15 protein-coding genes are annotated in these 25,883 nt (G+C 58.9%); 8 read left to right on the top strand and 7 right to left on the bottom strand.

The genetic code is table 11. From position 1 onward, the window contains the following. Positions 1–200 precede the first annotated feature (200 nt). Positions 201–4,739, bottom strand: coding sequence for an NACHT domain-containing protein (locus tag GB927_RS14370; RefSeq protein WP_256117755.1), 4,539 nt, complete (start codon positions 4,737–4,739; stop codon positions 201–203). 872 nt (positions 4,740–5,611) lie between these two features. Between GB927_RS14370 and GB927_RS14365 the strand changes: the two genes are divergently transcribed. Then, positions 5,612–7,687: an AAA family ATPase gene (locus tag GB927_RS14365; protein ID WP_256117754.1), complete on the top strand. Its 2,076-nt coding sequence runs from the start codon at positions 5,612–5,614 to the stop codon at positions 7,685–7,687. Beyond that, a complete protein-coding gene (locus GB927_RS14360; RefSeq protein WP_256117752.1) occupies positions 7,684–8,541 on the top strand; it encodes an HNH endonuclease family protein in 858 nt (285 codons plus the stop codon). The genes GB927_RS14365 and GB927_RS14360 overlap by 4 nt, the downstream gene beginning before the upstream one ends. Positions 8,542–8,774: 233 nt before the next feature. On the opposite strand, the gene GB927_RS14355 is transcribed toward GB927_RS14360, so the two are convergent. Beyond that, positions 8,775–14,096, bottom strand: coding sequence for an NACHT domain-containing protein (locus GB927_RS14355; protein ID WP_256117751.1), 5,322 nt, complete (start codon positions 14,094–14,096; stop codon positions 8,775–8,777). Between the two features lie 93 nt (positions 14,097–14,189). Here GB927_RS14355 and GB927_RS14350 point away from each other — a divergent pair, with 93 nt between their 5' ends. After that, on the top strand, positions 14,190–15,383 hold the full coding sequence (locus GB927_RS14350) for a hypothetical protein (protein WP_256117750.1): 1,194 nt from the start codon (positions 14,190–14,192) through the stop codon (positions 15,381–15,383). 306 nt (positions 15,384–15,689) lie between these two features. Beyond that, the gene (locus GB927_RS14345) at positions 15,690–17,885 is read left to right on the top strand and encodes a hypothetical protein (RefSeq protein WP_256117749.1); all 2,196 of its coding nucleotides are present in this window, start codon (positions 15,690–15,692) and stop codon (positions 17,883–17,885) included. A gap of 313 nt (positions 17,886–18,198) precedes the next feature. Here the strand turns inward: GB927_RS14345 and GB927_RS14340 are convergent, their stop codons facing one another. Genes GB927_RS14340 through GB927_RS14325 form a run of 4 tightly spaced genes read right to left on the bottom strand, consistent with a single transcriptional unit; the run spans position 18,199 to position 22,905 of the window. Next, a complete protein-coding gene (locus GB927_RS14340) occupies positions 18,199–19,146 on the bottom strand; it encodes a hypothetical protein (protein WP_256117748.1) in 948 nt (315 codons plus the stop codon). A 7-nt stretch (positions 19,147–19,153) separates the two neighbouring features. Beyond that, on the bottom strand, positions 19,154–20,092 hold the full coding sequence (locus GB927_RS14335; RefSeq protein WP_256117747.1) for a hypothetical protein: 939 nt from the start codon (positions 20,090–20,092) through the stop codon (positions 19,154–19,156). 27 nt (positions 20,093–20,119) lie between these two features. Then, the gene (locus GB927_RS14330) at positions 20,120–21,871 is read right to left on the bottom strand and encodes an ATP-binding protein (protein WP_256117746.1); all 1,752 of its coding nucleotides are present in this window, start codon (positions 21,869–21,871) and stop codon (positions 20,120–20,122) included. After that, positions 21,868–22,905, bottom strand: a complete 1,038-nt coding sequence (locus GB927_RS14325; protein WP_256117744.1) for an SIR2 family protein — start codon at positions 22,903–22,905, stop codon at positions 21,868–21,870. Before GB927_RS14325 ends, GB927_RS14330 begins: the two co-directional genes overlap by 4 nt. 411 nt (positions 22,906–23,316) lie before the next feature. Between GB927_RS14325 and GB927_RS14320 the strand changes: the two genes are divergently transcribed. From GB927_RS14320 to GB927_RS14310, 3 genes are all read left to right on the top strand, one after another. Then, positions 23,317–24,159: a DUF932 domain-containing protein gene (locus tag GB927_RS14320; RefSeq protein ID WP_256117743.1), complete on the top strand. Its 843-nt coding sequence runs from the start codon at positions 23,317–23,319 to the stop codon at positions 24,157–24,159. Positions 24,160–24,414: 255 nt separating this feature from the next. Beyond that, entirely contained in the window at positions 24,415–24,618 is a 204-nt protein-coding gene (locus GB927_RS14315; protein WP_112402939.1) for a transcriptional regulator domain-containing protein, read from the top strand. Between the two features lie 199 nt (positions 24,619–24,817). Continuing rightward, entirely contained in the window at positions 24,818–25,198 is a 381-nt protein-coding gene (locus GB927_RS14310; protein WP_439655491.1) for a DUF2285 domain-containing protein, read from the top strand. Positions 25,199–25,200: 2 nt separating this feature from the next. Here the strand turns inward: GB927_RS14310 and GB927_RS14305 are convergent, their stop codons facing one another. Further along, on the bottom strand, positions 25,201–25,506 hold the full coding sequence (locus GB927_RS14305) for a DNA -binding domain-containing protein (protein ID WP_256117790.1): 306 nt from the start codon (positions 25,504–25,506) through the stop codon (positions 25,201–25,203). A 135-nt stretch (positions 25,507–25,641) separates the two neighbouring features. Between GB927_RS14305 and GB927_RS14300 the strand changes: the two genes are divergently transcribed. Continuing rightward, a complete protein-coding gene (locus tag GB927_RS14300; protein ID WP_092715099.1) occupies positions 25,642–25,863 on the top strand; it encodes a helix-turn-helix domain-containing protein in 222 nt (73 codons plus the stop codon). The last annotated feature ends 20 nt before the right edge of the window (positions 25,864–25,883 follow it).

Here is a 25,883-nt window from a genome sequence, read left to right as displayed (position 1 = left end):
CGCCGTTTACTACAAAGAGACGGGGGCAAGTCCCCTATCAGGGAGGACTACATGTGAACAAGAACCGTCCATTCTCGCCACCCGCGTTCTTTCTTGCTGACGGATCAGCGGCTTCGATACAGCGCTGTGTGTCGTTGTGGATTGCTCAAATGCTAATGTCGGTTCGATTTCATAAACCGGATTCTCGGCGTGGGCATTGGCTAGTCTGATCGAGACCAGTGCCGTAGAACTGCAATGTCCGCGTCCAACCAAAGCGACCCGTTGTAGCGCACGCGAACATCGGATGTCCGGTTGTTGCCTTCTGTACGCGCGGATCTTTCGCCAATTACCGTCCAGACCGGTTCGACTTCGTTCCGTCGTGCCATAGCGAGCAACGCGTCGCGACGCACCAGAATATAGCTATGACGGTCATCTCTGCCGCTGACGATGATCGGCAGTCCTTGGCTGTCCGCGTAAACACCGACATTTTCGATATCAGGACGCAACCCTAGCGCCGTGATCAGCCAGGGGATCGGCACATGCCGGGAAAAGCCGTTGCCTAGACTTGCGTCAAGATGGCTTTCCCAATGGTAACCGATAGTCGGCTTGATCACCCGGTAGCTGCGATCTGTGTTACGGCCTCGGACATCAAGTGTCGACCAAGGATCGCTTGGCCAGGTGGCTCGCCGGCCAAGCTCGCCAATATACGGGCCATCGGTGACGTTGCCAGGCAGCCACTCATGAAAATCGTCCCCGTGCTTTTCGGTCTCTTCAACGAACTGCTCCCGTGTCCCTGGCGGCATCAGAAGCATGCTAACGAAGTGAAAGTCGCTTTGCTCCCAGGAAACATCCCAAGATCCCCTGCGACGCGGCGCTTCGACATCGTGCGAGGCATAGCGATACAGCGTAAGCCAAGCACCGCTATCTAGATCCGATCCCAACGCCAACGCGAGCCTTTGCGGTGCAAGTTTGGGGTCGAGAACCCAGGCCTCGCGTTCGCCGGCTCCGAGGTTAGGACAACGCAATAGGGGCACACCCGGCATCCCTGCTGCCGGCCGCATCTCGTTATCACTTGGCAGGACAGACGGCTCGATATCGCGAATGAACTCGACGTCAAGCGGATCAGAGTAGGTCTTGGCGGGCGAACCCCAATCGGGTTTCAACCAATTATTGTCTGCAAGTCGAGCTAGTAACTCCATCATCGCAATGCGCTGGTACTTCTTGCCGATCCGCTCAACCCGTCCGCGATTACCCTGTCCCTCGCCACTGGTATGGTCGCGCGGGAAAATTGTTTCTGTCCAACCTAGGTCGATTGCGCGGTTGGCCACCCATAGCTTTGCGCGATGCGAATCAACTTGCTTTCCCAAACCCTTACCGGGCATGATCCAGGCATGGTCTGTTTCGTTTGCCGCCCAACGTTTGGCGTCGGACGCGTAACGCCGCGCCTGAGCAGGCGTGAGCAAAGCTAGCAATGCCTTCTCGGCGACTTCTATGCGTTTGCGATCCGACGTTGGAACAGTCACCTTGAACTTCTTGGCGTCGAACGAGATACGCTTAAGGCGATGTGCATTGCGCAGCGCCTCAAACGCCTCGGAAATATCGGGGCGACCCCGCGACACATCTTCAAGAAATGCTCGGCCAGTCTCTGCGGATGTCAACGGCCGAGGGCCCTTTAGGGGCGCAGCCGCGAAGCGTTCGACTCGATATTGAAGTGTATATCTGCCGAAATCGGCCAGCCCTTTATAACAAGACCGCAGGATTGAATCGGCTCCGACGCGTTTTGCTCGCGCCTCTACCTTTGCCTCAGTGAAATTGAACGTCGGTGCCTTGGCACCGTATGGGGGGCGGCAGCGAACAAGATCGATGGATGGATCGAGGCCGCCGGCACTCGACGATAGCTCGATGACACCTCGCGCATAATCGCGCGTCAGTATATGCACCGGGGGTTGGCCGCAGCTAAAGGCATGACGCCAAGCGGTCATCGCATACTCGGCAAGGCGCGCCGGGTCGCGAGTGCGCAGACTTGCGCCGTAGAGCGCGCCGAACAACCGCTCGACAACGTAGGGATCGTCGCAAGTTACGAAGCGAATGAACAGCGGCTCGATTAGCGCCGGGCGCTCAAGGAAGATGCGAATCATCGACTTGCTTGCGGTATCGCGCACGTTCGCACTGCTTGAGGTGCAGGCCCAAGCCAGCAAGACCAATGCCAGGCCGAGAGTTCCGTCCTCGGCGCGACCGATGCCAGGGTTGAGGCACCAGCTAATCAGGCGCGTTAGCGGATGGCCGGCATCGTTATGCGCGATATTGATCCGCCGAGTCCAGAACGCATCCCTTTGAGGAAGCTTGCGGCGCGCAAGATTGCGGTCAAGGAGCTCCGCATTCCATGGGTGATTCTCGACCACTGCCAACTCGATGAGCAACGCGATGATGTCCTCGTCATGGCAATCCAGCCGATTGAGCAGTTCCAGCGTCCGATCACCGAACGCTCCCACGGTGCGCCAGCGTACGCTGTCAATATAGGCGTCCTGGACCGGCCATTGATCCCACCATGCATCGACGCCACCGGGTAGCAGATCGACTAGTTCGACTTTATAGCGATCGGCGAAATGCAGAAACAGCGCATAGAATAGCCCTCGCCACTCCCATTGCACGCCATGCTTGCCAAGAACGAATGAGAGGCTTCCACCCGCGTCGAACAGACCCGCGGGATCAGTCACATGCTGCAGAAGTGCATTCGCGACGAGATGATCCTGGAAGCGCTGGAATGAGATTCGCAGAACATCGTCCTGATCTGACAGGGGATCTGCGGGGTCGTGCGCCGGATTGGGATCGTATCGCAGCAGGCCACGGAATCGCAGCAACTCCAGCCACGTCTTGCTTGGCGGGGGTGCGAATCCCTGAAAAACCGCTTCAACTAGGGTATGGGCTCGCCCGCGCGTGATGTAGTCACGTTGGTCCGACGCCATTGCGCCTGTCAGGGCAAGCAGCGCACGTCTTACCGGCCCGACCAGCGTATCGGCGCCGTCATAGATTGTGCCGAGATGACGCCCGGTGGAATCGAGCAAAAAGTTGAGGACCTCGCTTGTCCCCCGCATACCACGCGGGAAGGTAGTACGGCCATCTCGTTCGATCGCGAGGCACGCCGTACGGAGGAACAGCGGGTTTGAAAATTCCGGGTTGAGCCAGGGCGTAGCCGGACGCACTATTCCGCGCCTGTCCATGTACACCCTTGCTGCCGCCTCGATCTCCTCTGGCGTCTCGAAGCCGGTGACTTCGGCTCGTGTCGCCATCGCATTGACCGCTGGTGTCACTAGATGGTCGACGTATTCTCGTCGGCAGGAAACGCACAGGGCAAGACGGGGATAGGCTAGGATACGTTGCGCCAAACCCTGTAGCGCGCTGCGCCACAAATGTACGCCGGCACCTTCGTTGACGGCGTCGATCGCGATCAGGGCACGCTTCCCTAGGGCTTCGGCGCGCGCGCTTAGCGCGCCGAGGAACTGATCGAATTTGTTCCCGCCAAGCTCGAAGTGCGCGATCATCTGGTTCTCGATCGTGCCGTGCAGGGTGAAATCAGTGCCGAGCAAGAATAAGGCAGGTGCGTTTTCGCCAAGCGCACGCTCCACCTGAGACGCGATAAGGTGCGATTTTCCGGACCCGGCACGGCCATCGAGCAGCGCGAAGCGGCACTGGTCGCTTAGACTGCCGGGTGAATCGACGGCCTCGAGAAATTGTCCCAGTGACGACTGCAGATTACGCAGGGCCTGTATAAAATAGTCAACGCTTGGCCACTCGTGATCCTCGTCAACCATGTGCGGGCCGGTTGTTGATGGCCGCCTGGCTTTTGCTGCGCGAGCGATTTCGTTAACAGCTTGAATCACCTCAACGACGTACTTACGCAGATCGACCGCTTGATCCCTCCAATTCGTGTAGTCAAAGGCGCTATCGGTATTTAGCTCCAGAATAGCCGTCGCTTCATCAAACTTCCGGATTTTCTCAGCGATTGTGGTTAGCTTCTGCTTTTCGGCATCGAGCAGGGTCTTAGGCGTAGCGCCAAGCCGACCGTTCTCTAGCACGTCCTCGCGGGCGCCCCGAAGCATAGTACGGAACGGCACATTGCGGAGCAGTCCGTCGAATACCTGCGCGGTAGAGACGTCAACATGATCCTCTGGATGATAACGTTCTTCGAGCGCTGCCACGGTACGCTGGCACTGCCGTGCAAGCCATTCTGGCGAAAGCTCAATCCCGCCGAACCAATAGGCTGTCAGCCCGGTCGTCTCAGCACGGGTAAGCATCTCCTCAAGATCAGGCGCAGTCCAAGGCACGAAGGCGACGTTCCGTCCGAGCGCTTTTGCAGATGCCTCCCATTTTGCCTTATGCTGATCCCACGCGTCCCAGCCATTTGCCTGCGGCTGGCCCTTCTTGGTCACCCGCTGCGTGCGGCCGGTAAGTGCGCAGGCAATCGCGATGATCATCGTGGTCAGCCTGGGATGTGTGGCGAGAGCAGTGGCAACCGAATTGTCAATCGCACTCCAATCGACATCACCCGATTTGGTATAGAATTTCGCTTGATATCCGTGTTCATCCCCCGTCGTGAGAATCCATACCGCTTCGACCCCGCCATCCCCGCCGGCGCCGTGGATACGCCGAAACTCGGCGTGTCCGGGTGGCGGAACACGCCGCGCGATCTGACACACCAGTTCCTCGAAAGTATCGCGTTGCCCGGCAACGCCTGATATAATTTTAGTGAAGTCCAGCATCTGTCCGCACCTGTGCAGCTAAGTACTCGGTACCGCACGCGAAGGTGGCCGGTAAAGTGAAATAACCTCAACCGCCGGACGTCGTGGGTCAGCACACCGCCGGTCCCTGGATCGCACTCAAGAAGTACGAGCTCGCACCAGATGAAGATGGGCGGCTCCCAGCGTGACGCCGACGAAAAGCGGCCCCCACCCTTTGAAACCTAGAACCTGCTCGTTCTTCCAATGGCCAATGGTGGCCTAAGCAGAACCGCTATGGGTATAGCACAATATGATCCTAACGTGCTCGGCCGACCGGCATGGAACGCCGGTCGACAGGTGGCGTCAAAAAGCCTCTAAAGCAGCGCTAAATTTGGGCGGTCCGCTTCTTCGTAGACAGAGAGGGGCCGCGCCGCGACGGAGAGCAGCGCCTTCATTTCGGCCATTTGAGTTCGTTGCTGTCGCTCCGGAAAGCCGCCGCTCATTTGGCCGCGCCATCGGCCATTCCTAAGGAAGAGACTACTGATGACCGAACACCCTCTGGCATTGCGATGGTTCAGGATCGCCAAGCGCCGCGATTGCCTTGGCTACGTCGCTGGTCCTTAACCGATCCGCCCGGCAAGCCGCGCGACCTGAGGCTCGATAACGCTTACCAGCCCTCACGGGAGTAAGGGACGAAGCCCACGAGCGTAGGGACCGCACAAATCGGCCTGATGCTGGGTAGCGGTGCCCGCGCTGCGCGACGGAGTATCGGACCTGACCATGGCACCCTGCCGGTGTGATTTCTCTGACAGAGCAATGCCGACCGATCGCCGCTGGACTTCACAGGCGTGGCAGGAATAATTTGTACCTAGCGACTTGGATCGCATCGGCGAATTGAAGGCAGTCAGCAAAACATGATACGGATCGAACGCGACGCCACGTCCCCATACCCGCCTTCTCTCGTCCAAGAAGGTTGGTTCGAGATCGACCGATTTTACGCAGCGCTGCCGCCGGCTCGACGGGAACAGCGGCGCAACCCGGTCGAGAAGCTCTGGACCCGTATCGTCAGACCCGCCCGCGAGGCGCTCCAGCAGGCGTTCCACGGCAAGTGCGCCTATTGCGAGTCTGCGATCGGCATAACCGCCGACCTCGTCATCGACCACTTCAGGCCGAAGTCCGGAGCGACGGACGTTAAGGGCACCGCTAGTCCCGATCACTACGCTTGGCTTACACTGGAATGGCTGAACCACTACGCCAGCTGCCCCGCGTGCAACCGCGCGAAGCGGGCGATCTTCCCAGTCGAGGGTGAGCGAGCCGAGCCGATGACCCCTATCGAGGCTATCATCGAAACCGAGCGGGCCATCCTCGTCGATCCGTGCAGGGACGACCCGGGGCAGCACCTCTCGTTTAGTTCCGACGGCACCGTCCGAGCGCTGACCGAAAGGGGCGCCGCTACAATACAGATCCTCAACCTCAACCGGGCGCCCCTAGTCCGTGAGCGGAAGGAAACATACAGTAGAACGGTCTCGGCAATCGAGGCGTCCGAGCGCTCCGGACGCGTCCCAACATGGCGGCTTCTAGATCAGCTGCTCGACGACCATCCGCCTTACGTCGCTGTCATTCGCCAAGCCTTTGACGAAAGGGAGCGCGGCCGGCCCACTCTGCAACCGAATTTCGCCGTTCCCGAGGAACGCCGGAGCGCCGACGAGGTGATCCTCGACGCCGACTCCTTTCGCCTCAACGCCCGATCGATCGCAAGGGTCGAGATCAGTAACTTCAAGTCGCTCCGGCAGCTGGACGTGACTTTTGCCGAGCAGACAGGCGACGCGGCTCCGTGGCTCATGCTGCTCGGCGAGAACGCCGCGGGGAAGAGTAACGTCCTGCAGGCGATCGGGCTCGCGCTGGCCGGCGCGGAGGAGGCCTCCCGCTTCATGCGGCCATCGCGAGTGCTCTCCATCGGAGCCAACGAAGGCTGGGTCCGCCTGACGTTCTTCGATAAGGAGATGCCGACCGAGCTCCACTTTCACCGGGGCTCCAAGAGTTTCGAAGGGACGCCCCGACCTTCAGCTGTCGTCCTCGGCTTCGGGGCATTGCGCTACGCGGAGCCGCGGCGCTCCAGACGCGCGGAGGATCCTGCGACGCAGTTCGCCAAAGTGGCGCCGCTCCTGCAATCGGTGGCCCGCATACCGCATCCTGCAGCGTGGCTGCTGGACCTCGACGAGCATCGATTCGGCGCGGCCGCGCTGGCGCTGCGCGAGCTTCTGCCGATCGGCGACGAAAGCGACATCGTGAAGAGAGGATCGCGCATTCTCTTCACGATCGGCGACCACCAGGCCCCGCTGAACGACCTGTCTGCGGGATACCAAACCGTCGTTGGGATGGCCTGCGCAATCATGAGGATGCTCTTCGAGCGCTGGGAAAACCTCCTCAGCGCGTCAGCGATCGTCCTGATAGACGAGCTCGACGCACACCTCCATCCGCGCTGGAAGATGCGAATCGTCTCTTCGCTGCGAAAGGCGTTCCCACAGGTCCAGTTCGTCGCCAGTACACACGATCCGCTCGTCCTCCGCGGCATCAGGAACAATGAGGTCGCCGTCCTACGGCGTGTCCCGGGCCAGGGCACGATGATCGACCAGGATTTGCCGCCGATCGAGGGAATGAACGTCGAGGATCTGCTGACCTCACGTCACTTCGGGCTGGATAGCCTGCTCGATCCTGAGGTCGAGGCGCGGCTCACGGAACTCTACTACTTGCGCTCGCTGCCTCGAACCAACGATACATCAGAGCGTATCGCAGAGTTACGCGACACCATCGGTGACCGCGAGGCGCTGGGGGGCAATCGGCGCGAGCAGATCGCACTTCTGGCTACCGACGAGTTCCTTCGGTCCGCGTCCGCGCGCGGAGGTATGCAAGTCCGCCAGGCGGCCTCCGAGGCGACGATCTTGCGCCTTCAGCAGCTGCTGGACGCAAGCAGGACAGAAGTGCCTTGAAGGTCCTGACGCGCCCCGCATGCCCGCCCGAGCTGGCTGATTCCGTCGCCCCAGAGCACGAGCGCGCACGTGCCATCCGCCACTTCGAGGACGACGGCCGTAGGGACGGCTTCAAGTTCAAGCTCTACGCCGTTAAGGCGGTCCGCACTGCGTTAGGCGACATGACCGGCGGCAGATGCGCCTACTGCGAAGCCTACTACGATTCCACCGCACCGCAGGACGTGGAGCACTATCGCCCGAAGGGCCGCATCGACACGCCGCAGGGCAAGCGGAAACCCGGCTACTGGTGGCTCGCCTCCACGTGGGACAATCTTCTGCCTTCTTGCATACGCTGCAATCGGGTGGAGGAGCATATCCTCTACGACGGATCGAAGCTGACTTCCGGGAAGGGTGACCGTTTCCCCATCGACGACGAGGCCACCCGTGCGGCGGGTCGAGGGACGGAGACAGGGGAGACGCCGCTGCTCCTCGATCCGGCAACGGACGACCCCGCCGCCTACCTCGACTTCTTCGAGGAGGACGGAGACTCTATTGTCCGCCCCCTGTCTGCGGACCAGACGTCGCTCGCCTATCGCCGCGCACGGACGTCGATCGACGTCTACGGGCTGAACCGCGCCGGCCTCGTGCTGGAACGTTCCCGTGCACTCCGGCGACTCAAACAGAGCCTCTCCGCCGTCGAACTCTTCATGGAACTCATGGACGAGGCACCACCGCTGCAGCGTGACCGCTACGAGACGCTCTTCCTCGAGGAAGTTGCATTAATCCGTGCGCATGCCAGCGGGCAGGACGGCTTCGCCGCGGTCGCTGGTCCGCTCGTTCGGGCAACATTTGCAAGGCTGGGCCTGAACCTGTGACGCACCGGATGTCCCCACCGTTGGAGATGGGCGCATTCCCTGAAAGCTTGGTTTCAGTTCGCGCTGGCGGATAGCCGCCAAAGCGTGGCCGGAGCAGCGGCCTGCGTCGGTATATCAAGGCCTTGGGCAGTAAGCTTGAAACCACAACGCGGCTTCCCGATGACACGTCGGGGACGATCACGCATTTCAGCAAGCTTGCTGCTCCAGGGGCGTAGCGGCCGTACTCGAGTGCCTCAAACGCGCACGGCTTTGAATATTTCACTTTGCTGCAAGGCGGCGCTACGCCGGTCGCCCATATCGACCAGCCGATCCAAGATACGCAGCATGCGCTGCGCTAGCTCCACTGGGAGCGGTTGAGTGCGTTCGGCAAATGCGTGAACCAGCGCCGCGATGCGGGCCGGTACGGTCGACTTTCGCCATCCGACAGGCGTGTCAGCTTGGTTCTCCAATAGCTGCATCACCTGTGAGACAAAGGCGTCGGCGGGATAGTGCTCGACAGAGCGCTCGCACAAAGTCAGGAAACTCGATGCCACATAGGGGATATCACCCACAGCCCGCACAAACGGATCAATCACCGGAAGAACACGCCCAATCTCGCGCCAGTCCCCATTCGCGAAACGGGCAGCGCCGCCGGCATACTCAATGGTGACAAACAGGAAACACCGCACCAGCTCCGGTACGTCGTGACCATAAATGTCGCCGTCGCGCCATCGGGCCTGCGTCCATGTTCGATGCTGAAGTACACGTCCCACGCATGCTTGCAGCGCGGTCAATGCGCGATCGGAAATGACCGGGGCGTCATAGATACCTGCGGCGCAGAGCCAATCGGCAAACGGTTCGACAAAGGCGGCGGAGGTATCGTCGTTCAGCGCAAAGATGCGATCGAGAATCTTTGCCTGAATCTCTTCGGTGTCGGTTTGCAGGGCGACGCGAGCCAGAAGCCGCATGAAGGTCAGGCGCAGATCGAAAAGATTGAGTGCTCGATCCTCGCGCCTATCCTCGTCTTCATCGCGCCATGACGGATTGATCCGCTCCAGCATCCAATTTAGCACGGAATAACAATAGTCACGGAAAAGCGGCCCTCGAACCGGGTCCGCCATGATCTCCTCAACCGGCACATGCTTTAGGATTTTGGGTAGGAAATCCCATCGCAGGAAGACATCCGGATCACGCCAAGCGGCGGCGGCGCCTGGCTGGTCGTCAAAATATGGGAGGTCGGTAGGACGCGGCGGAGCAAAAACCCAAGGAGCCGGAGGATCAGGCAGGGCGTTAGAGCCGGCACCTACTTTCAAAGCTGCGATTGCTGCGTGGACGGCGGTGGCAATCCGTTCCGGTTCCGTCGCATGATCGTAACCGTATGCGGAGATCGGCGCATCGTGGGAGCCAGTCGAGAGTTGAGTGGCTAACGTCAAGGCGACCCAGGACAAAGCCGGATAGCAATTCCAAAGGGACAGCGCCGATGCAATGGCCTCTTCTGAAACCTGTTCCAGCGGATGGCCTGCAAGAGTTAGTAATGCCTCTGTTGCTTCGCGGTCGGAAAGCCCGCGCCGGATCAGGCCGGCCAAACCCTTAGCAGCGAAAAGGCAAGGATGTTGAAGCAGGATAGAGCCCGCGAACCATAATTCGTCGCGTTGTTCCTTGGTGCGGCTCGCGCGCAAAAGTACGTCCCGGCACCAGGCTTGGTCCTCGGGATCGAGCGGCCCGGCAAAAAGCAACACTACGGCAGCCGTGCCAGCGACGGCGCCTTGCTCCATCGCGTGATCCATGCCCTCATGGTCCGCACTTCCGTAAGGACGCAAGAATAACTCCGCGTGGTCCCGGCGTCTGGCGTTGTCTATGGCATCCGCTATCGAGAGCGTGGGACCGATCGCCTTCCTCTCAAGCGAATCAAACACCCAATTGAGCAGGGCGAACTGCTGATTTGTTCTCTCGCCTCGCGCCAATGTGGCCACCACATCGGGATCGGCATCCTTTGGATTCTGGTGCTCGATAAGCACGCCGCTGCCATCTTCCGTCGCTTTCGCCGAATAGTTTTCCGTCTTGCCGATTTCCGCCCATAGCTCGGCCGTACTCAGAAGTTTGGCGACATGGTCCGGATGCTCCTTTTCGTTCTCGGTTTGAAAAGGCAGCTCATCGGGAAATGCGAGGATTCGCTTTCGGGCCTCCGTCCGCAAAGCCTCGTCGCCCGATAGGACGAATAGCTGTGCCAGCCATTTCAGCTGCATCATACGCGGCGAGTGTTCATTCAGTTGCTTGACCGCTTCCATCGATGAGCGATCTGAAGGCTTGGAGAAGCCCAGCAGGTTCGTTCCAGCGCCGTCGTTTACGAGGCGGTGCAAATCCCAATGCCAAAGTGCCTGCGAAGCCGCCAGCGGCAACGCTGTTGTCGATACGTGGTTCTCGCTAAGAAGCAACGCAACGGCGATATTAAGCACAGCGGTAGCTTCGTGCTCGGAAATCACGTCCTTGAGAATGCCATCCATATCACGTCCGCGGGCACGCTCGGCGAACGCCCAGCGCTGCAATGCCATCAGGCCGCTGACAATAGGTGGGTTAGCCCAATGGCCACGCGGCCACATATAGGCTCGTTGTCCGCCCCAAAACTGTTGTTCGCCCCATGGGAAGTGCAGTGTAAGCGGCAAAGGGATCGGGGCACGTCGACCATTCCGACGGGCAACATCATGTAGTTGCCGCCAAGCCGTGATGGCATGGTTGGTGAGATGGCGGACCAATTCCAGCGCTCGGTTTGGCGCAATCTCGAAGAGAGAATGAAACGGCTCACGCAACGGCGATGAGGGAAAGCAATCGCTGCCGTGCTCGTTGATCGCAAGGCGTTGCCAATCGTGAGGTGAAAAATCCGATCCGTAGGGGCTCCGCCTCTGACGTCTTGCTTCTGTTTCCGGTAGATCGGCGCGAAGCTCGGCAAGCGCCAGCAAGACGACCTCATGGGCGTGCTTCTCGGCCAGGATACGTGTCCACGGCATGATAAGCCGGTAGGTGTGGTGACGCAGCCTTCCAAGCTTTGCAACCCTGATGAGATAGTCGCGAATCTCCTTCTCATGTGTCCGTGCTGCCCGCAAAAGCAGATTGCGGAGCCTCTCTTCCAGCTCCTTGATGCCCGCGCTCCCCACATCATCCCACGGCCCTCGGTCGAAGGTGAATTTTTCGGGATGCTCGCGGTCTTCAATATCGTACAGCCAGCCAGCGACGGCGGCGACAATTCGAGAAGAGATAGCGTTGGGTATGTCGGCGCATAAATGCTGCCAGACTTCAAACACAGACACGATGTCTGGCACCGCGCTGGCAGGGCTTTTCTCCAAATTGGCCAACAGCCAGTCGCAAAATCGCGACCATGTTCGGACATCGGACGGCCATGCGAGGCTTTCGGCGATCCTCAAAATCTCGCGTGGGCTGAGATCGTCGCGACTTGCACTGTGATTGAGTATCTGTGGATTCGCCATCGTGCGCTCCGCCTGGAACCAGGTGGCTAGCCGGCGAAGCCTGTTCGTGCCTGGCTCAAGCGCGGCGTCTTGGAACGTTTGCGCGTGATCGAGGAAGGTCGGCAAAGAGAGGGGAGCAAGCAGCCATGCTCTCATCCATTGCGAGCGCAATTGCGCCGATTCCAACTGCTTCAGCGTTTGCTTCCAGTCCTGGCCGTTTGGCAGAGTCGCTTGCGAAAGCAACTCGACAGTACGTCCTAGCACAGGCGGCTCGCCAAGCTCGCGCATGCTTTCTATCCAGTGTTCATCCTGATCGATGAGGAAGTGCAGGAGCGCCCACTCGAAAAAAATATCATGCGAGAACTGTACGGTATGCCCGGCCCGAACATCGCGCAAGACGCCGTCGGTCTTGAGGTCGGCAACCGTGTTTACATCGACCTCATTCAGCCGGATTCTCCGGCCGAGTGTATTCGCCCCTGTCTTTGCAAGACGAATGAGTGCTCGCTGGCGTTGCTGCACCTTCTGCGGACCTGCATTGTATCCGCCGAGTCGCCACCATTCCTCAATCAGCTCGACCTCCGACTTGGGAGCCGCTTCATTTGAAGTCCGCGCGATGGTTCTCGACAAGACTTCCGCGAAGAACGGACGGCGGGCGATTTCCCTGACACGATCATCGCCGAACAGTACCGGCTGCAACGCTGGAATAGCGTCGGCCAAAGCGGCTGCTTCGTCATCGTCAAAGCCGTTGATCTCGACAGTGCCGACGCCGTCTCCACCTAGGATTTCCTTGGGAAGCCAGGTGCGTAGAGGCTCGATACCATTGTCGCGCGCTGTAGCGACAATCGTCCAATTCATCAATAAAGGGGAGTTGATAATTGCATCGACGAGATCGAGAATAATCCCCTGATGCTGCGTCTCGATACGGTCAATACCGTCAATGCATAGAGCAGCTGCTCCATTCACGCCGATCTCAAATAGCAACGTCTCCAGGGGTGCGGCACTCACGCCTATCGACCGTGCATAGCTTGCCCAGCTTGAGCCTTGCAGGCGGTCGGACTTCAGGAAGAGAAGATTACCCGCTTCCAGTTTTCGTTGAGCGAACGACCGAAGTGCCGCTGATTTTCCTGTTCCAGGAAGGCCGATCAGGCGCACAAACCGGTGATTGGCGAGGATACCGCTGATGGCATTCGCGGCATTGGCACGTGGTATTTCAACACCTTCGATCTCATGGCGGATACTCGCAAGTGACCTGCCACCTTCGTCGTGCAAAACGGCTAGATCATTCGCCAATGACGGCAGCGCACGAAGATGATAAGCTCCTCGCAGTTGCTCTATGAGTGAAGGTCGCGACAGCTCGCCGGCCCGCCCAGCAGCCATCCTGGAAACATTCAGCAAACGCGCCCATAGCTCGGGCGCCTGGCTGGCTGCAGTCGGCATCAAACACTGTCCCAGTCGTTCGATGGCGGCCGCTTCGTCTTTTGCCCCTTCATGCAGAACATCAAACGTTACGAGCACGAAGTGTCTCAGCAGGCGGAACACCTTTTCATCGCGAATCTCTTCGCTTTGGCCACCCTCGAGAATGTCGCGAAAAACCTTCAGGACCCGCTGGCGATCAGCACCCGCAACGCCTTTCGCTGCGAACCGCGCAAAGAAGGTTGTCGCCGACTCGCTTGCTCGCGCCCATTCACAGATTTCAACCAAGGCTCGCCTTGTACTCTCGGTGATAGACCCCGTCGCCGCGCCTACACGATCGACACCCTCGCGGAAGTCCAGCTTTTCCACCGTCGCCCAAGCGCGCAAAATAATATCGCGGAAATCGCCGCCAGCGGCGGCACCAACGGTAAGCGAGCGCTTGGTCTGCAAGCGCAGGCGAGCTTTCATGCCATCGAAGCGAACGCCATCGACAACAAGATCGTCGAGTGGCTCATCCTGAGTCGTTTGCTGGACGGCTACCCGCGTAACGGCGAAATGCAGCAATCCAGGGCTGGATTGCTCGCCGAGCAACGCCACGAGATAAAATGCCGCAACCGCGTCTTCAAATGTGTATCCGGCTCCTCCCGCTAACTCCGGCGGTGCGGGTGCAGGTATTGTCATCAATGCATTTGAGTCAGTCATAGATCTTTTCATAGAACAAAAAATGAACAATAACAAACGTAAGCATTCTGGATTCCCTTGGTTTTCCCCAGGGGGCAGCCATAGGATTCCAATATGAGCAAGAGTATTCGCCGCAGTAGTCCAATCCATCAAGCGGCAGAGAAGCTGATCGATCTCGCCTCAGCACTTCCGATGGGTTCGGAACCTCGCAAGCTGGCGGATGCGATGCGTTTCACACTGGATTTGGCCGACCGGTTCAACGCGGCGTTCACCGCCCAAGGTTGGGTATTTGTTGAATTCTGCTGCGGTCACGAACCCGCGGCCGAGGCGCTGGCGATGAAGGCGCAGGGAAGTTCGCCTGAAGAGATCGACGCGTACCTCGCCGACCGCTTTATCAACTATGAGCCACTTTATTGGCAGGCGAAGAAGCTTTTGGGCGGTGCCGTGGCGGAGCCAATTCATCCAGTCAGAGTGGAGGTAGTCGAACGCGCTTTCCGCGCGTATCGCGAGGCGGATTTCATTGCCTGCGTTCCGCTCTTGCTCATGCTCATAGATGGGTTCGGGGTAACGAAAACCGGAACCAAAAGCATTTTCTCGGACCTTCCAGACCTCAGCGATCTGTTCGAATCGGAAGCCAGTGTCGGAGGGCATCAGAGCGGCTTGAAGGCCGTCCTCGGCCAGTTGATCCGCACAAAGAAGGGCTATTCGGAAGAACAACTTACATTACCGCTGCGCAACGGCATCCTGCACGGCACCCGGCTCAATTACGGCAGCAAGGCCGTAGCCGCGAAAGCACTGTGCGTTCTTGCCGCCGTGATCGAATGGGCAAGAGACACCGCGACGGTGCCCAAAGACGAAACAGCGCGGAGGAAATGGAACGCGCAGTTTCTCGCGGCGAATTTCGCACGGCTGAAATCCACATCGCCCGACGAAGCGCTTGGCCTGCTCCAGGGCGCGTTTGATAGCGGCAGGTCGCACGACGCCGTGGCGATAATCGACTATCATCCGAGCACTACCAACCTCCAATCAAAACTTTCCGAATGGGCGGATCTTATGGCCACGACCAGAATACAGATTGTCCGAAAGGGCGACTGGGAGGTGTTCGGTTCGCCCACAAACAGCGAGCAAAAGGCACGATGCAGAGTCGAACTCATCGTGCGCCGGGAAGAGGACGCTGATGAATCGCGCAGTGATGAGACGCTTTACGCGGCGCGCCAGGCGGCGATGAAGGAGTTTGAATTGGATCATGTCTGGCAAATCGGACTACCCATCCTCGGCATCATACGTAGCAAGTTCGCTTTGACATAAAGCGGTGGGGTGCGGATGGACGGTGTATTTCTATACTACTCATCGCCGCTCTCGCTTTGCGTCGACAAAATCGACATTCGCACGCTTCCCGGTTTGGAAAAGCGGTGGCGCTGGTCACCGTCGAAGCCGACTGGGTATACGCCCCACCGCAAGCGGTTTCTCATTTCGGGAGTGGTGGCCGATACATTCGCACCATGCCCTATGCGTCGCGTGTGTTCGGCCTGCCGAGAACCCATGCCCTTCGGCACACCACACGCTAAGAGATAATTTCAGAGATTAAAATATTTGTGTTGAGATGGCGCGCGGATGATGAACGTAGATAAACAGAAGTTCGACAAAGAGCAGCAGGTACAGGACTGGCTTGAATCAATCATTGCGGAAGACAGATTATCAGAAGTCATCGTTGGCGCTGACAAGGTCCACGAATCGCTGGCATGGTCGGAATCGCCTGAGTTCAAGCCGCCATTTCCCATCGACTATCTGACCCGACTGGGAAATCTGAGGGCAGCCCAGCATGTGCTGGGAGAGCTTCATACCCTTGAGTTGGTCAGTAAAAACAATCGCAGCATTTCCCGCGAGAAGGGGGAGCGTCTCTTTGTCGACTTGCTTTACTGCGCGCGAGAAACCTCCCGCTTCATTCTGTTCGAAATAAAGAACCAGGATGGCAGCGCCCGCGAGGCCGTGACGGAGATCACGGCCTATGAGCATGAGGCGCTGAACCATACGCCCTTCTCCAGCGCAAACGATGTCATTATGGTGATCGTCTCGCGCGACTTCTCGACGCTTCTCGATCACGCTGTGACTGGCCTCAATAGCTGGTCCCGCCGCCGTGTTCTGTGCCTACGCTTCGAGGATAGCGAAGCTGATCCTCGACTGGTTGTTCATATTCCAACCGCCTGGAGCGCGATCGGTCAAAAGGGCCTAACGGCCGATGGCATCGTCACGGCAACCTTGTCCTTCACACCCGCACCGGACCTTGAAGAGGACGATATCCATGCCATTTGCTCGACTGCGGCCAGTCTGATGGTCCGAGAGGCCGAGCGTTCCGGTGGCTCCGGCTTTGCGATGGTGGCGTACAACCATCTCTATCCGAGGATGGCAGACTCACCCTATCTGATCCTCGCGGGTGTCGTGAATCCATTCAGCTTTCTGGAGAGGGCACAAAGCGAAGGGTTTCTAAAGAATAGCCGCTCCCCCATATCCGACTACATCCTTGAGGACAGTCGAACGCGCGAGCTTTCGGCATGCTGGTCCTGGCTATCGAACGACGGCGGTGCTGCCGTCCAGTACTTGGAAGGATATGGTTCGCCGAAATGGGCGCTGGCCCAAAGATGGGAAGACATCCGGAAGATCGAGCGGTGGCGCTATCCAGGATTGACTCTGGATCGCCACATCATGCCGGTCTCGATCGACTTCTGGGGCGTGTTGGGTGACTATGCGCGAGATGCCGTCCGCAATGTCGAGCGAATGCGGAATTTCATGTCGAGCTGCGCCAAACCAGGCATGGACTGGCGCAATCCGATCCTCGGCGTGCTGCTGCTCGACGAAATTGCTTCGGCGCCCCCGCTGATCGACGGCCAGTGGACCTTTTCCGCCCTGTTCAGAATGGGATTGCTTCTCGGCCGATTCGGCTCACTTTCTGCTCAGATTGCGGATGCCGAGCCAGAGCAGAAGCGCTTGTTGCAAGCCAGCTCCTTTTGGACGGAGGTCGATATGGCCGGTATGCTTCAAGAAGTAGCGCTGCGCTATAATTCCGCTGAAGACATGGATGAGGCCCCGCCCACCATATCTGTGCGTCGATGCAAAACCGGAGAGGAGGCATTTGCGTCCGTTTCGGCTTTTGCTGACTGGATCTCGCGTACCTTTATCGATGAAGATGAAGAGTTGATGCACGCGGCGTTTACCATTGGTTGGCACGTATACCCCATTTTCGACCCACAATTCGATGCAAGGCAGGACAATCCGCAGGTTGCTTCTCTGCGTTATCTGGCAGTGGCAAGGGCGCGGGACTGGCTGAAATGGTCTGTTGTCGCGGCAACGAGCAATGGTCGGGATGCCGAAGCTGCGACTACGGCCATCGCCGTAAGCTTTGGCGATCAGGTGCCTTTGAGTGAAGGGAAAGACGCTGCGTTGGCAGCGATCGATGCGCTCACTCCGGCGATCCTGATCGAAAAGCTGCTGACTGACATTCCCAGCATCGTCGATACTTGGCACCCACAACTCGCCCACAAATTGGCACCCGTGGCATCGGTTGGCCATGATTGGGACTGGTTAGAGCAGCAGATCGCCGCCGCCCGTGCGCGTGGGGAGAAACACCCCTGCATCTCCATTGGCGCAGGTGGCGAAATTGCCGTGAGTATCCTACCCCCAATGCCCTGGATGCCGGTGGTTGATAACGTGACCAAGGAAGTCCTGATGTCCAGCAACAGCAGCGGATCGGAGATCATTCTGGTGGTCAGCTGGGAGGATCTGCGGGCCGGGAAAGTACCAGGGCTTTCGTGAGATGGCTACTTCGTGGTTCCCCAATTCGCCCAGTCTACCTTCGTCCCCGGCCACTGTCGTTTGATGGAACTGAACGAGCGACAGGTTTAGAACACTAAGGTAAGCTCTACAATGGCGACAGTTGGGGGCGGGAGCTGCCGCGCTGCCGGCCTGCACACGGAATCATAGGAAACGAGCGTGGAAGCGGCGGTTCTCTATGCCGCATGGTGGCGTACGGTAATCGTCGGCCATTTCTGATGTTCGACGGAGTATCTACCCGCTTCGACCGCTGATTTTCGTCGTCCTGCTGCCACGCCCTGATCTGTCCACTCGTCTAAAAGAGTTCGGGCAGACCTTCTTCCCACCTGACCAAGGCATATTGTTCGATGGCATAGTGGGTGCGCAGATGCTCGCCCCAGGCAAACCAGTGGCCAAGTGGGGCGTCACCTTCCAGTAGGTAGCGCGGCGTCTCCTCACCACTGTCGCCGTACATTGCACCGATTAACTCAGCCAGAGTCTCGTCTGATCGGTCAGGAGAAAGTTTTTCACCACGAAGGAAGCCGTTCACGAGCTTTCCGAGAAAGACGGCAAGGCTCATCGAGCCCTCCGGCAAAGCTTGCGGAGAGTGGAAACAGAGTTCCGTTCCCTGCTCAGTGAAACTGTAGCTATGCGCCGCCGACGTGATGCGTTTGTGCGGAGGCACCGTGATATGCTCGGCCAACACCGGAATACGCTCAAAGCGTGCAGTGCGCCCGCCGTCCTCCAACAGGAAGTCTTCCCATTCCCACGGATGATGGCGCCAGAAACGCGGCCAGCGTGTTAAGCCGGACCAGTGCAGGCTAAATCGATAGGCCGAACGGTCAAGGAATAACGGACACACATAAGCGGCATCGCCCAGATCACGGTGAAGCAGTTTCTCGCGCAGGCGAAACAGCACATTGTGCTGAAAGTCCCGATGGCTTTCCTGTTTCTGGCGCAGAGGAAAATAGAGTGCGCGGGGTGCGACGCTCAGTCCTGCCGTGCGGCGATCGCGGATGATTTTCGACGTGCTAATGTCCGGGAAAGCAGCGGGTCGTTTGAACTGCATGTAAAAGGGGCGAAACCCGCGTATCGCGCTATGCAACCGCGCATCCGCACCCAACCATCGCTCCTCCGCGCGCGAGAAGGGTTCAATTGTAAAGCGCTGACGTGGAAACCCGAGCAGAGTCAGAAAGGACTCTAAGGCAAAGCCCACGACATCCTCAGTGTAGTTCGCGTCGATCCGCAACCCGTTCTTCTTCATAACCCGTTCAGTCGATTCGCACATCGAAGTGCGGGATGATTCTATTGAGGCGGTCGAGCATTCGGGTTCGCTCAAGATCCAATTCGGCGGCGGCACTAGGTTCCACCATGAAGGTCGGACAATTAGGTTGACTGCACTGACAGTGCCGGATGCGGCCTTCCTCCAGTCCGCGTTTGAAGAGGCGACGCAGCGCATCGAGCGCACGCACCGTCTGTTGCAATTCCCCACGTATCCGTGCGTCGCGGATGTGATGAAGCGACGGGATGCGCCGGATTTCAATGCCATCTCTCGTCTTCCAGATGCCGGTATTCAGGGCGCCGATGGTATCCTCTATCGCTTGCAAGAACGCAGGCAGATAGCTCTCGCTCATGAAGGGCGTGCGGAATGCCGGGCGATCAAAAGCACGACCGATGAGACTCAGCGCTCCAGCATCGTCCAGTTCAGAGAAGTCATCGACGAAGGCTCGAAGCCCAACGCCATCATCGGGAAATACCACGCCTTCGGTAAAACGGCGGAGCAAGAATTCTGCATGGAGGCGTAGATGCTCTTCAAATTCGGAGCCTGACCATATGGTTACGTCGCGAACCCCGAGATTGCGGGCCGCCTGCGCTATCTCATCGCGACGTTGCGCCGAGACGGCGCTGCGGCAGACGAATCGGAAAGCGTCAGGTGCGCCCGTGGGTGCTGCAACGGCATTGGCCATGTCGTGTTCGGCCTTCGCCTGGGTCAAGCTTTCGCGATTTACGCATTGAATGACGGTGCGCCGGTCCCGCCCTTGGTCAGATGGCTCAATACCAACAATGTCGCGGCCCTGATCGCTCCCGGTTTGCCCATACCAAGCCAACGCGGCCCAGCCGATGCGAAGATGATAGGCAAACACCAGCCGCTCGAAGTCGCTGCCGCCGAAATCTTCAAAATGAACTGGCTTCACCGTAACATTAGGCATCAGAAAGGATAGCTCCCACGTCTGTTCTCAGCCATTTCTCGATTGTCCACGCAAGCATTCGATCGCTGCTGCAATTGCAGCGTCGTCTGGCTTCGCTGATCCCCATTCCCGCCAGAAATCTCGCGTCGCGCTATCCGGCGGTACTCTGGGCATGTCGAGCTTGATCCGCGTCGGTAGCAGAACAGCGTCACCCAGCAACAGCGCCTCTCCTGTATCAAGCAACGGCAAGATGCTCGTCAATCCCGCCAGCGAATCTGGCATCAGGCGCTTAATGACGCCCTGATCGGTTTCGTTCGTCAGGCGCAAAGCCAAGAAATTATTGCACTGGCTGAGGATCGTCCGGCTGACATCCGAGGGGCGCTGGCTCACCACCAACAGCGAGAAGCCGTATTTGCGGCCTTCCTTGGCGATCCGTTCGAATGATCCGAGGGCCTGGCGCTGGACCGCATCAGCGTCATCGCGAACCGGAAGATAGAGGTGCGCCTCGTCGCACAGCAGCGTAACCGGAGTCCGGCTCTTCCCGTTCATCCAGAACTGAACATCATAAAGTAGCCTCGCCAGTGTCCCCGTCACTACGGGGAGCACGTCGGCGGGGACTTCGGAGAAATCGATAACCTTGATGCCAGTGTCATCGCCAGATTGCAGTAGCTTGAGCACCTGCGCTGCAAGCCAGTCGTATTTCATCGCAGCAGGCGGCGGTGTGAACATGAAACCGTAGCGACGATCGTCCAGTTTCGCTTCGAGGCGCGACAGGAAGCGTGTCAGCTTATCTTCCCATTCGCCTTTTACAGGCGCGCCCTTAGCGCCGATACCTTTTGTCGTGTTGTCTGTGTTCAGAAGCCCTACCAACTCTTTGACATCGTAAGGAATGGGCGAATCGACGGTGTACGTTTTCTTGATGTCCGCCTTCTTCTCGGCATCAAGCGTCTGCCCTTTTAAGGAACGGACATGCAGCGTGAACCGCGATGCCTGATTGGGCGCGTTCTGGTCGCTGCGATCGAGGATCATCGACAGCATTTCATCGCGGTTGAGCAACCAATATGGCAGGAACAGCGTGTCGTTGCCGGGATTTTCTAGATCGCCGGGACCAGCGACACGGAAGCGCGTCGCAAATCCTCCGTTCACCTTATCCGCCAGCGGAGCGTATTCGCCGTGCATGTCGAACACGATGATGTTTGGAAACTTCAGCTTAGCAGCCCGTTCGAGGATCAGCGCAACCGCCCAACTTTTGCCCGATCCGGTGCTTCCGAGGATCGCCGCGTGCCGCTGAAAGAACTTGTCGCCACTGGCGATCGCGTCGGCCGTGCGATCCGCAACGAAAGTGCCGAGCTTGAGCCTCTCATCGGCGGAGAAACCTGCACCCAGGATTCCCATGAAACGCTGAAGGTTTCCGCCTTCAATGACGAAGCAATCCCGGTCGATCTGCGGAAAGCTATCCGCACCGCGCTTGAAGGTATTCCGCCGATCTCCCTCTACCGTTCTAAATGTACCGATCAACACGCCCTGGATCAGGTCGGTCGGCACCGCTGCCAAAAGCCCGCCATCGGCATCCTCATCGTCCGGGCCGGGCAATTCTTCCCTGACGCTGCGGGTCACGCGCTCAGTCATGGCGATGAGATATTCGCGCTCTGTCGCTCCGCGAATGGCGATAAGCTGTCCGATGCCGATCCGCGTGAGCAGGACGGAGTTCGTCACATCGATAGCAACCCGGCTGGTATCGACCGACGCAACGCGCCCGATTTTATCCTCGTCAGCAAATTGGAGAGCGGCTTCAGTCATGGTTCAAGCACCTCGGCAACGAATGAGCCCAGATCCCACAGGTCCAGACCGGGAAAGAAGGTCTCAACGCCAGCGACAAAGACGCCAGAGCCGGAAACGCCAGCTTGTTCGGCGCGCTGAATCGCGATGACATTGCGGCACTCGTTTACGAGCTTCACCGCATTATCCGAGAGTCCGTAGGTCAAAAGGAGCGTGGGCACGCCACTGCGGATACGGGGCGTCAGGTGAGTTTCCAGGTGATCGTCGTTGAAACCATAGCCGATCACAAGAAAGCGGCTGGCACGGTCGATCGCCGAATTTGCCCGTTCCCGATGGCGGTCAAACGGGCTTTCGTAGCCGTTGCGGAACTTGTTCAACCCCGGAGTGATGATGAGCCGCGGTAGATCGAGATCGCCAGAGTAGCGGACGGGCTTCCCATCGCGGTGATACCAATCGAGACTGCCATGAGGTTTGAAAATATTGGCGCGCGGACGATAACGATACTGTGCTCGTCCGGCCTTAAGCGTCACTTCCCGGCAGAAACTCAAGCGGCTTTCCTGCTCGTTCAACTCACCTGCAAACTGGCCGACGAACAACGTATCGACGCCGAGGCCGGCTTCCTCCACGGCGACCTCAACCAAGCGATCATAGTTGGTCGTGACGACCGGAAGTCCGGTGTGAGGTTTTAACAAGTGCTTGACGAGCCCGGTAAAACGCAGCGTCCGGGTCCGCGAGAAAACTTCGGTAACGATTTGGCGCTCACGCAAAGCGATCAGTTCGGCCGTGCTCGCAACGATCGCGATTTCCAGTCCCGGCGTCGGAGGCACCTCAAGAAGAGCCGCTTCGAGGCCCTGTGCCGACAACAGCGGTGATATCGCGTTCCATCGATCTACTTCCGCTGCTGCCAAGCCAGTTGTCACTGTTGCATCGAGATGGGCGGCTAACTCGCCCATACCCGGCAGTCCTTCCGCACATGACAGGCCCGAGCCCACAACCGTTACTAGGCCGTCTGTCAGATGTTGTTGCAACAGCAGTTTAAGCTCGTGAATGTCCAAGCGCGTCCTCTCGCCAGTCTCTATGGGGACCGATTCGGTCAGTATGGCCGATGATCAATTTCTAAGCGATACCAACTATATCGCGATAGAATAACAAAAACGGCGATCAAGATGCTCGGCTTCCAGGTTCAGCAACTTTGCACATCCTGATCCGGCTTTATGCCCGTCTCCCGCTGACGCTCACGCCGGGCGGGTTGCTTGGGGGGCTCCCCCTGGCGCGGCGCAAGGGATCGCTGACGCTCGGCCGGGACGGTATCCCCAGCCTTCCTCCACGTCGTTCCTCCGTTCCGTGCAGGCCGGGTGATCCCCCTCCGTCCCGCCCGCCCTTGCTCCTTCCACCCCCGGTCTCGGCGACGGCCAGGGTTGCAGCGCAGCGCTGCGCTCCAACCCAAGCCAATGAGGATCAAGACAATGACCTATCGTCTCGCCACCCGGTTCGGCCGCAACTCTCACCAGATCAGCGGGCGTGAAGCCCTCGACAACGAAACCCTTTTCCGTCACGTCCCATCCATCTTCGCCCGCGAAGCCCATGACAGCCGTTCGGAGCGTTATGTTTACGTCCCCACTATTGAGATCGTAGAGGGGCTGCGCCGGGAAGGATGGTTCCCATTCTTCGCCGTGCAGGCGGTGCCGCGTGACGGCGAGCGCATGGGCCATGCCAAGCACATGCTGCGCCTGCGCCGGGATGACGGCATCGGCAAGCAGGAAGCGGCAGAAGTCATCATCGTCAATTCGCATGACGGGACGAGCGCCTATCAGATGTTTGCGGGCGTGCTACGTTTCGTGTGCACCAACAGCATGATTGCGGGCGAGCGTTTCGAGGAAGTCCGCGTTCCCCATAAGGGCGGGATACAGGATCAGATCATTGAGGGCGTCTATACCGTGGCAGAGGATTTCCCGCGCCTGATCGACGCCACGGAAGGCATGAAGGAAACGAGGCTTTCGCAGGACGAGCAACGGGTTTTGGCCGAGGCCAGCCTTGTCGCCCGCTACGGCGAGGAGGAAAGTCCGGTCCGCCCGGATCAGATCATCGCGCCGCGCCGCCGCGAAGATGTCGGGCAGAGCGTGTGGCAGACCTTCAATGTCATTCAGGAAAACCTTGTGCGGGGCGGATTGCATGGACGCCGCCAGACTTCGCACGGACGCATCCTCCGCACCCAGACCCGCGCCATCAATGGCATCGACCAGAATGTCGGCCTCAATCGCGCGCTCTGGACGCTGGCGGAGGGTATGCAGCGATTGAAGGGGCTTTGACCTCGAACGCGACAGGGCCGCCGCCCCGGCGGCCCTGCCTCTCCCGGCGATCACAGGGGCGGAAAAAATCGCGCCGCCCGGCTACGCCCGGCTCGCAGGCACACGTAAGCACGGTTAAGAAGAAAATAACCAAGAGATTGATCTCGTTAGCCGATCTAGTTATCTCGATAGCGCGGCTACAGTTGTTTCAACCGATGCTTGAAGTTCTCAGTCCGGGCGTTGCTTTACGCGTGTCCGGTGTAGAGAGGTAGCGCCATGCTAAGCATCGACTGGCGTTCTCCGGCGGCATACAGATTTGCCAAGAGCATCCCCGCCGCCGGTTTCGCCTGGGAATATCTTCGCCGCGATGACGAATATCGTCGCGAGTTTCAGACGATAACCGCGTCGCACGAGCCAGAGCCGGAGCGGTTGGAAGCCTTCGTGCAACGCTGGGGGCTGCGATTTTCCGACCGATCCTGAAACCCGATCGGATCGGCAATCCCTGTTCTGGAGCCCAAGCCTTCAGCCGAAAGCCATATGGCTCTCTCCCCTGCAGCATCACGACAGCGAAACGGAGCCGATCATAACGCTGGCGAATCTCGACGGCCTCGATCTGCGCCAGGCCGCAGATGGCTGGCATGGCATCTGGCTGGTCGAGGGCGTAGCACATCAATTCTGGTTGCCCCACGCCGTTCCTGACGCCGCGACTTTCTATGGAACAGTCCTGCCGATAGACGACCTCTACGATCTGCGCGCTCACGCTGCCCGGAGGCTTTGGCGCTCCCTCAAAGGCCGACCGCCCGGTCCTGATTTTCGCGCGCTGCCGGAGCAGCTTCGGCAATGGCACATTCTGTCCCTGCGTGCGCTCGACGCGCGCTTGCGCGACGAAAGCTACCGCACCGTCGCCGAGGTTTTGCTTGGGTTCAGCGGCACCAAGGAGGATTTCGAGGGCGATCCGCGCAAGAACAAGGCCCGTCGACTCGTCGCTCACGGGATCAAGATGATGCGCGGCGGCTATCGGCTGCTCCTGCATTATCCCATCAAGGCTGTAAGCAAATAAGCCTACGCCTGCCTGCCACCGCGCGCAGCCAGTGCGACCGCCTGTTCCAGAATGCGCCGATAGCCTGAGCCTGAGAGCCACTGCGCGCGGGCAAGATGGCTTTCCCAGCAATGGTGGCTGCGCGCTTCCTCAGCGATGGGGTCGCGGTGCAGGACGATACGCGCGACCTCCTGCCAGTCCGCGCCATCTCGGCTGGCATCCAACAGCCGCAGATAGGTGACGTAGTGCTGTTCGTCATAGGTCGTAATATCTGGCCCGCTGGGAGCCTCATCTTCAACATCTGGATTAAGCTGAGGCCGTTCACGCATGAATTCTGTCATTTTCCATTGGGAACGCGGACATAATGAAGCAAGTTCAGGACAACCCGATGAATAGCATGGCTTGATACGAATAGGAATGATCGTTCCTAGAATGATCGTTCCTATGCTGGTTCCCCTCTTGTTATGGATCTCAAGGAGGTCATGGCGAGGAATCTGCGTCGGGCACGTCATGACAAGAAGCTGACGCAAGAAGAACTCGCCGATCGGGCAGGCCTGAGTATGCGCTATGTCGGCGCGATCGAGCGTGGCGACGTGTCCGCCAGCGTCACCGTCCTTGGCCAGATTGCCGATGCCCTTGAGATCGAGCCCGGTGAATTACTGAAGAAGGTCGGCGCGCCAAAATAGCAGGCCGATCAGAGGGCCGA

It is taken from the genome of Shinella lacus (assembly GCF_010994755.1).
Lineage (GTDB): Bacteria > Pseudomonadota > Alphaproteobacteria > Rhizobiales > Rhizobiaceae > Shinella > Shinella lacus.
The sequence above is the reverse complement of the archived record's forward strand: the minus strand, read 5'-3'. Positions and strand labels throughout refer to the sequence as shown.

What these genes read in the sequence shown, in the direction of transcription:
- GB927_RS14370 (WP_256117755.1), bottom strand. Translation starts at nt 4,739, where the DNA reads ATGCTGGACTTCACTAAAATTATATCAGGCGTTGCCGGGCAACGCGAT.
- GB927_RS14365 (WP_256117754.1), top strand. Translation starts at nt 5,612, where the DNA reads ATGATACGGATCGAACGCGACGCCACGTCCCCATACCCGCCTTCTCTC.
- GB927_RS14355 (WP_256117751.1), bottom strand. Translation starts at nt 14,096, where the DNA reads ATGACTGACTCAAATGCATTGATGACAATACCTGCACCCGCACCGCCG.
- GB927_RS14350 (WP_256117750.1), top strand. Translation starts at nt 14,190, where the DNA reads ATGAGCAAGAGTATTCGCCGCAGTAGTCCAATCCATCAAGCGGCAGAG.
- GB927_RS14345 (WP_256117749.1), top strand. Translation starts at nt 15,690, where the DNA reads ATGATGAACGTAGATAAACAGAAGTTCGACAAAGAGCAGCAGGTACAG.
- GB927_RS14340 (WP_256117748.1), bottom strand. Translation starts at nt 19,146, where the DNA reads ATGAAGAAGAACGGGTTGCGGATCGACGCGAACTACACTGAGGATGTC.
- GB927_RS14335 (WP_256117747.1), bottom strand. Translation starts at nt 20,092, where the DNA reads ATGCCTAATGTTACGGTGAAGCCAGTTCATTTTGAAGATTTCGGCGGC.
- GB927_RS14330 (WP_256117746.1), bottom strand. Translation starts at nt 21,871, where the DNA reads ATGACTGAAGCCGCTCTCCAATTTGCTGACGAGGATAAAATCGGGCGC.
- GB927_RS14320 (WP_256117743.1), top strand. Translation starts at nt 23,317, where the DNA reads ATGACCTATCGTCTCGCCACCCGGTTCGGCCGCAACTCTCACCAGATC.
- GB927_RS14315 (WP_112402939.1), top strand. Translation starts at nt 24,415, where the DNA reads ATGCTAAGCATCGACTGGCGTTCTCCGGCGGCATACAGATTTGCCAAG.
- GB927_RS14305 (WP_256117790.1), bottom strand. Translation starts at nt 25,506, where the DNA reads ATGCGTGAACGGCCTCAGCTTAATCCAGATGTTGAAGATGAGGCTCCC.
- GB927_RS14300 (WP_092715099.1), top strand. Translation starts at nt 25,642, where the DNA reads ATGGATCTCAAGGAGGTCATGGCGAGGAATCTGCGTCGGGCACGTCAT.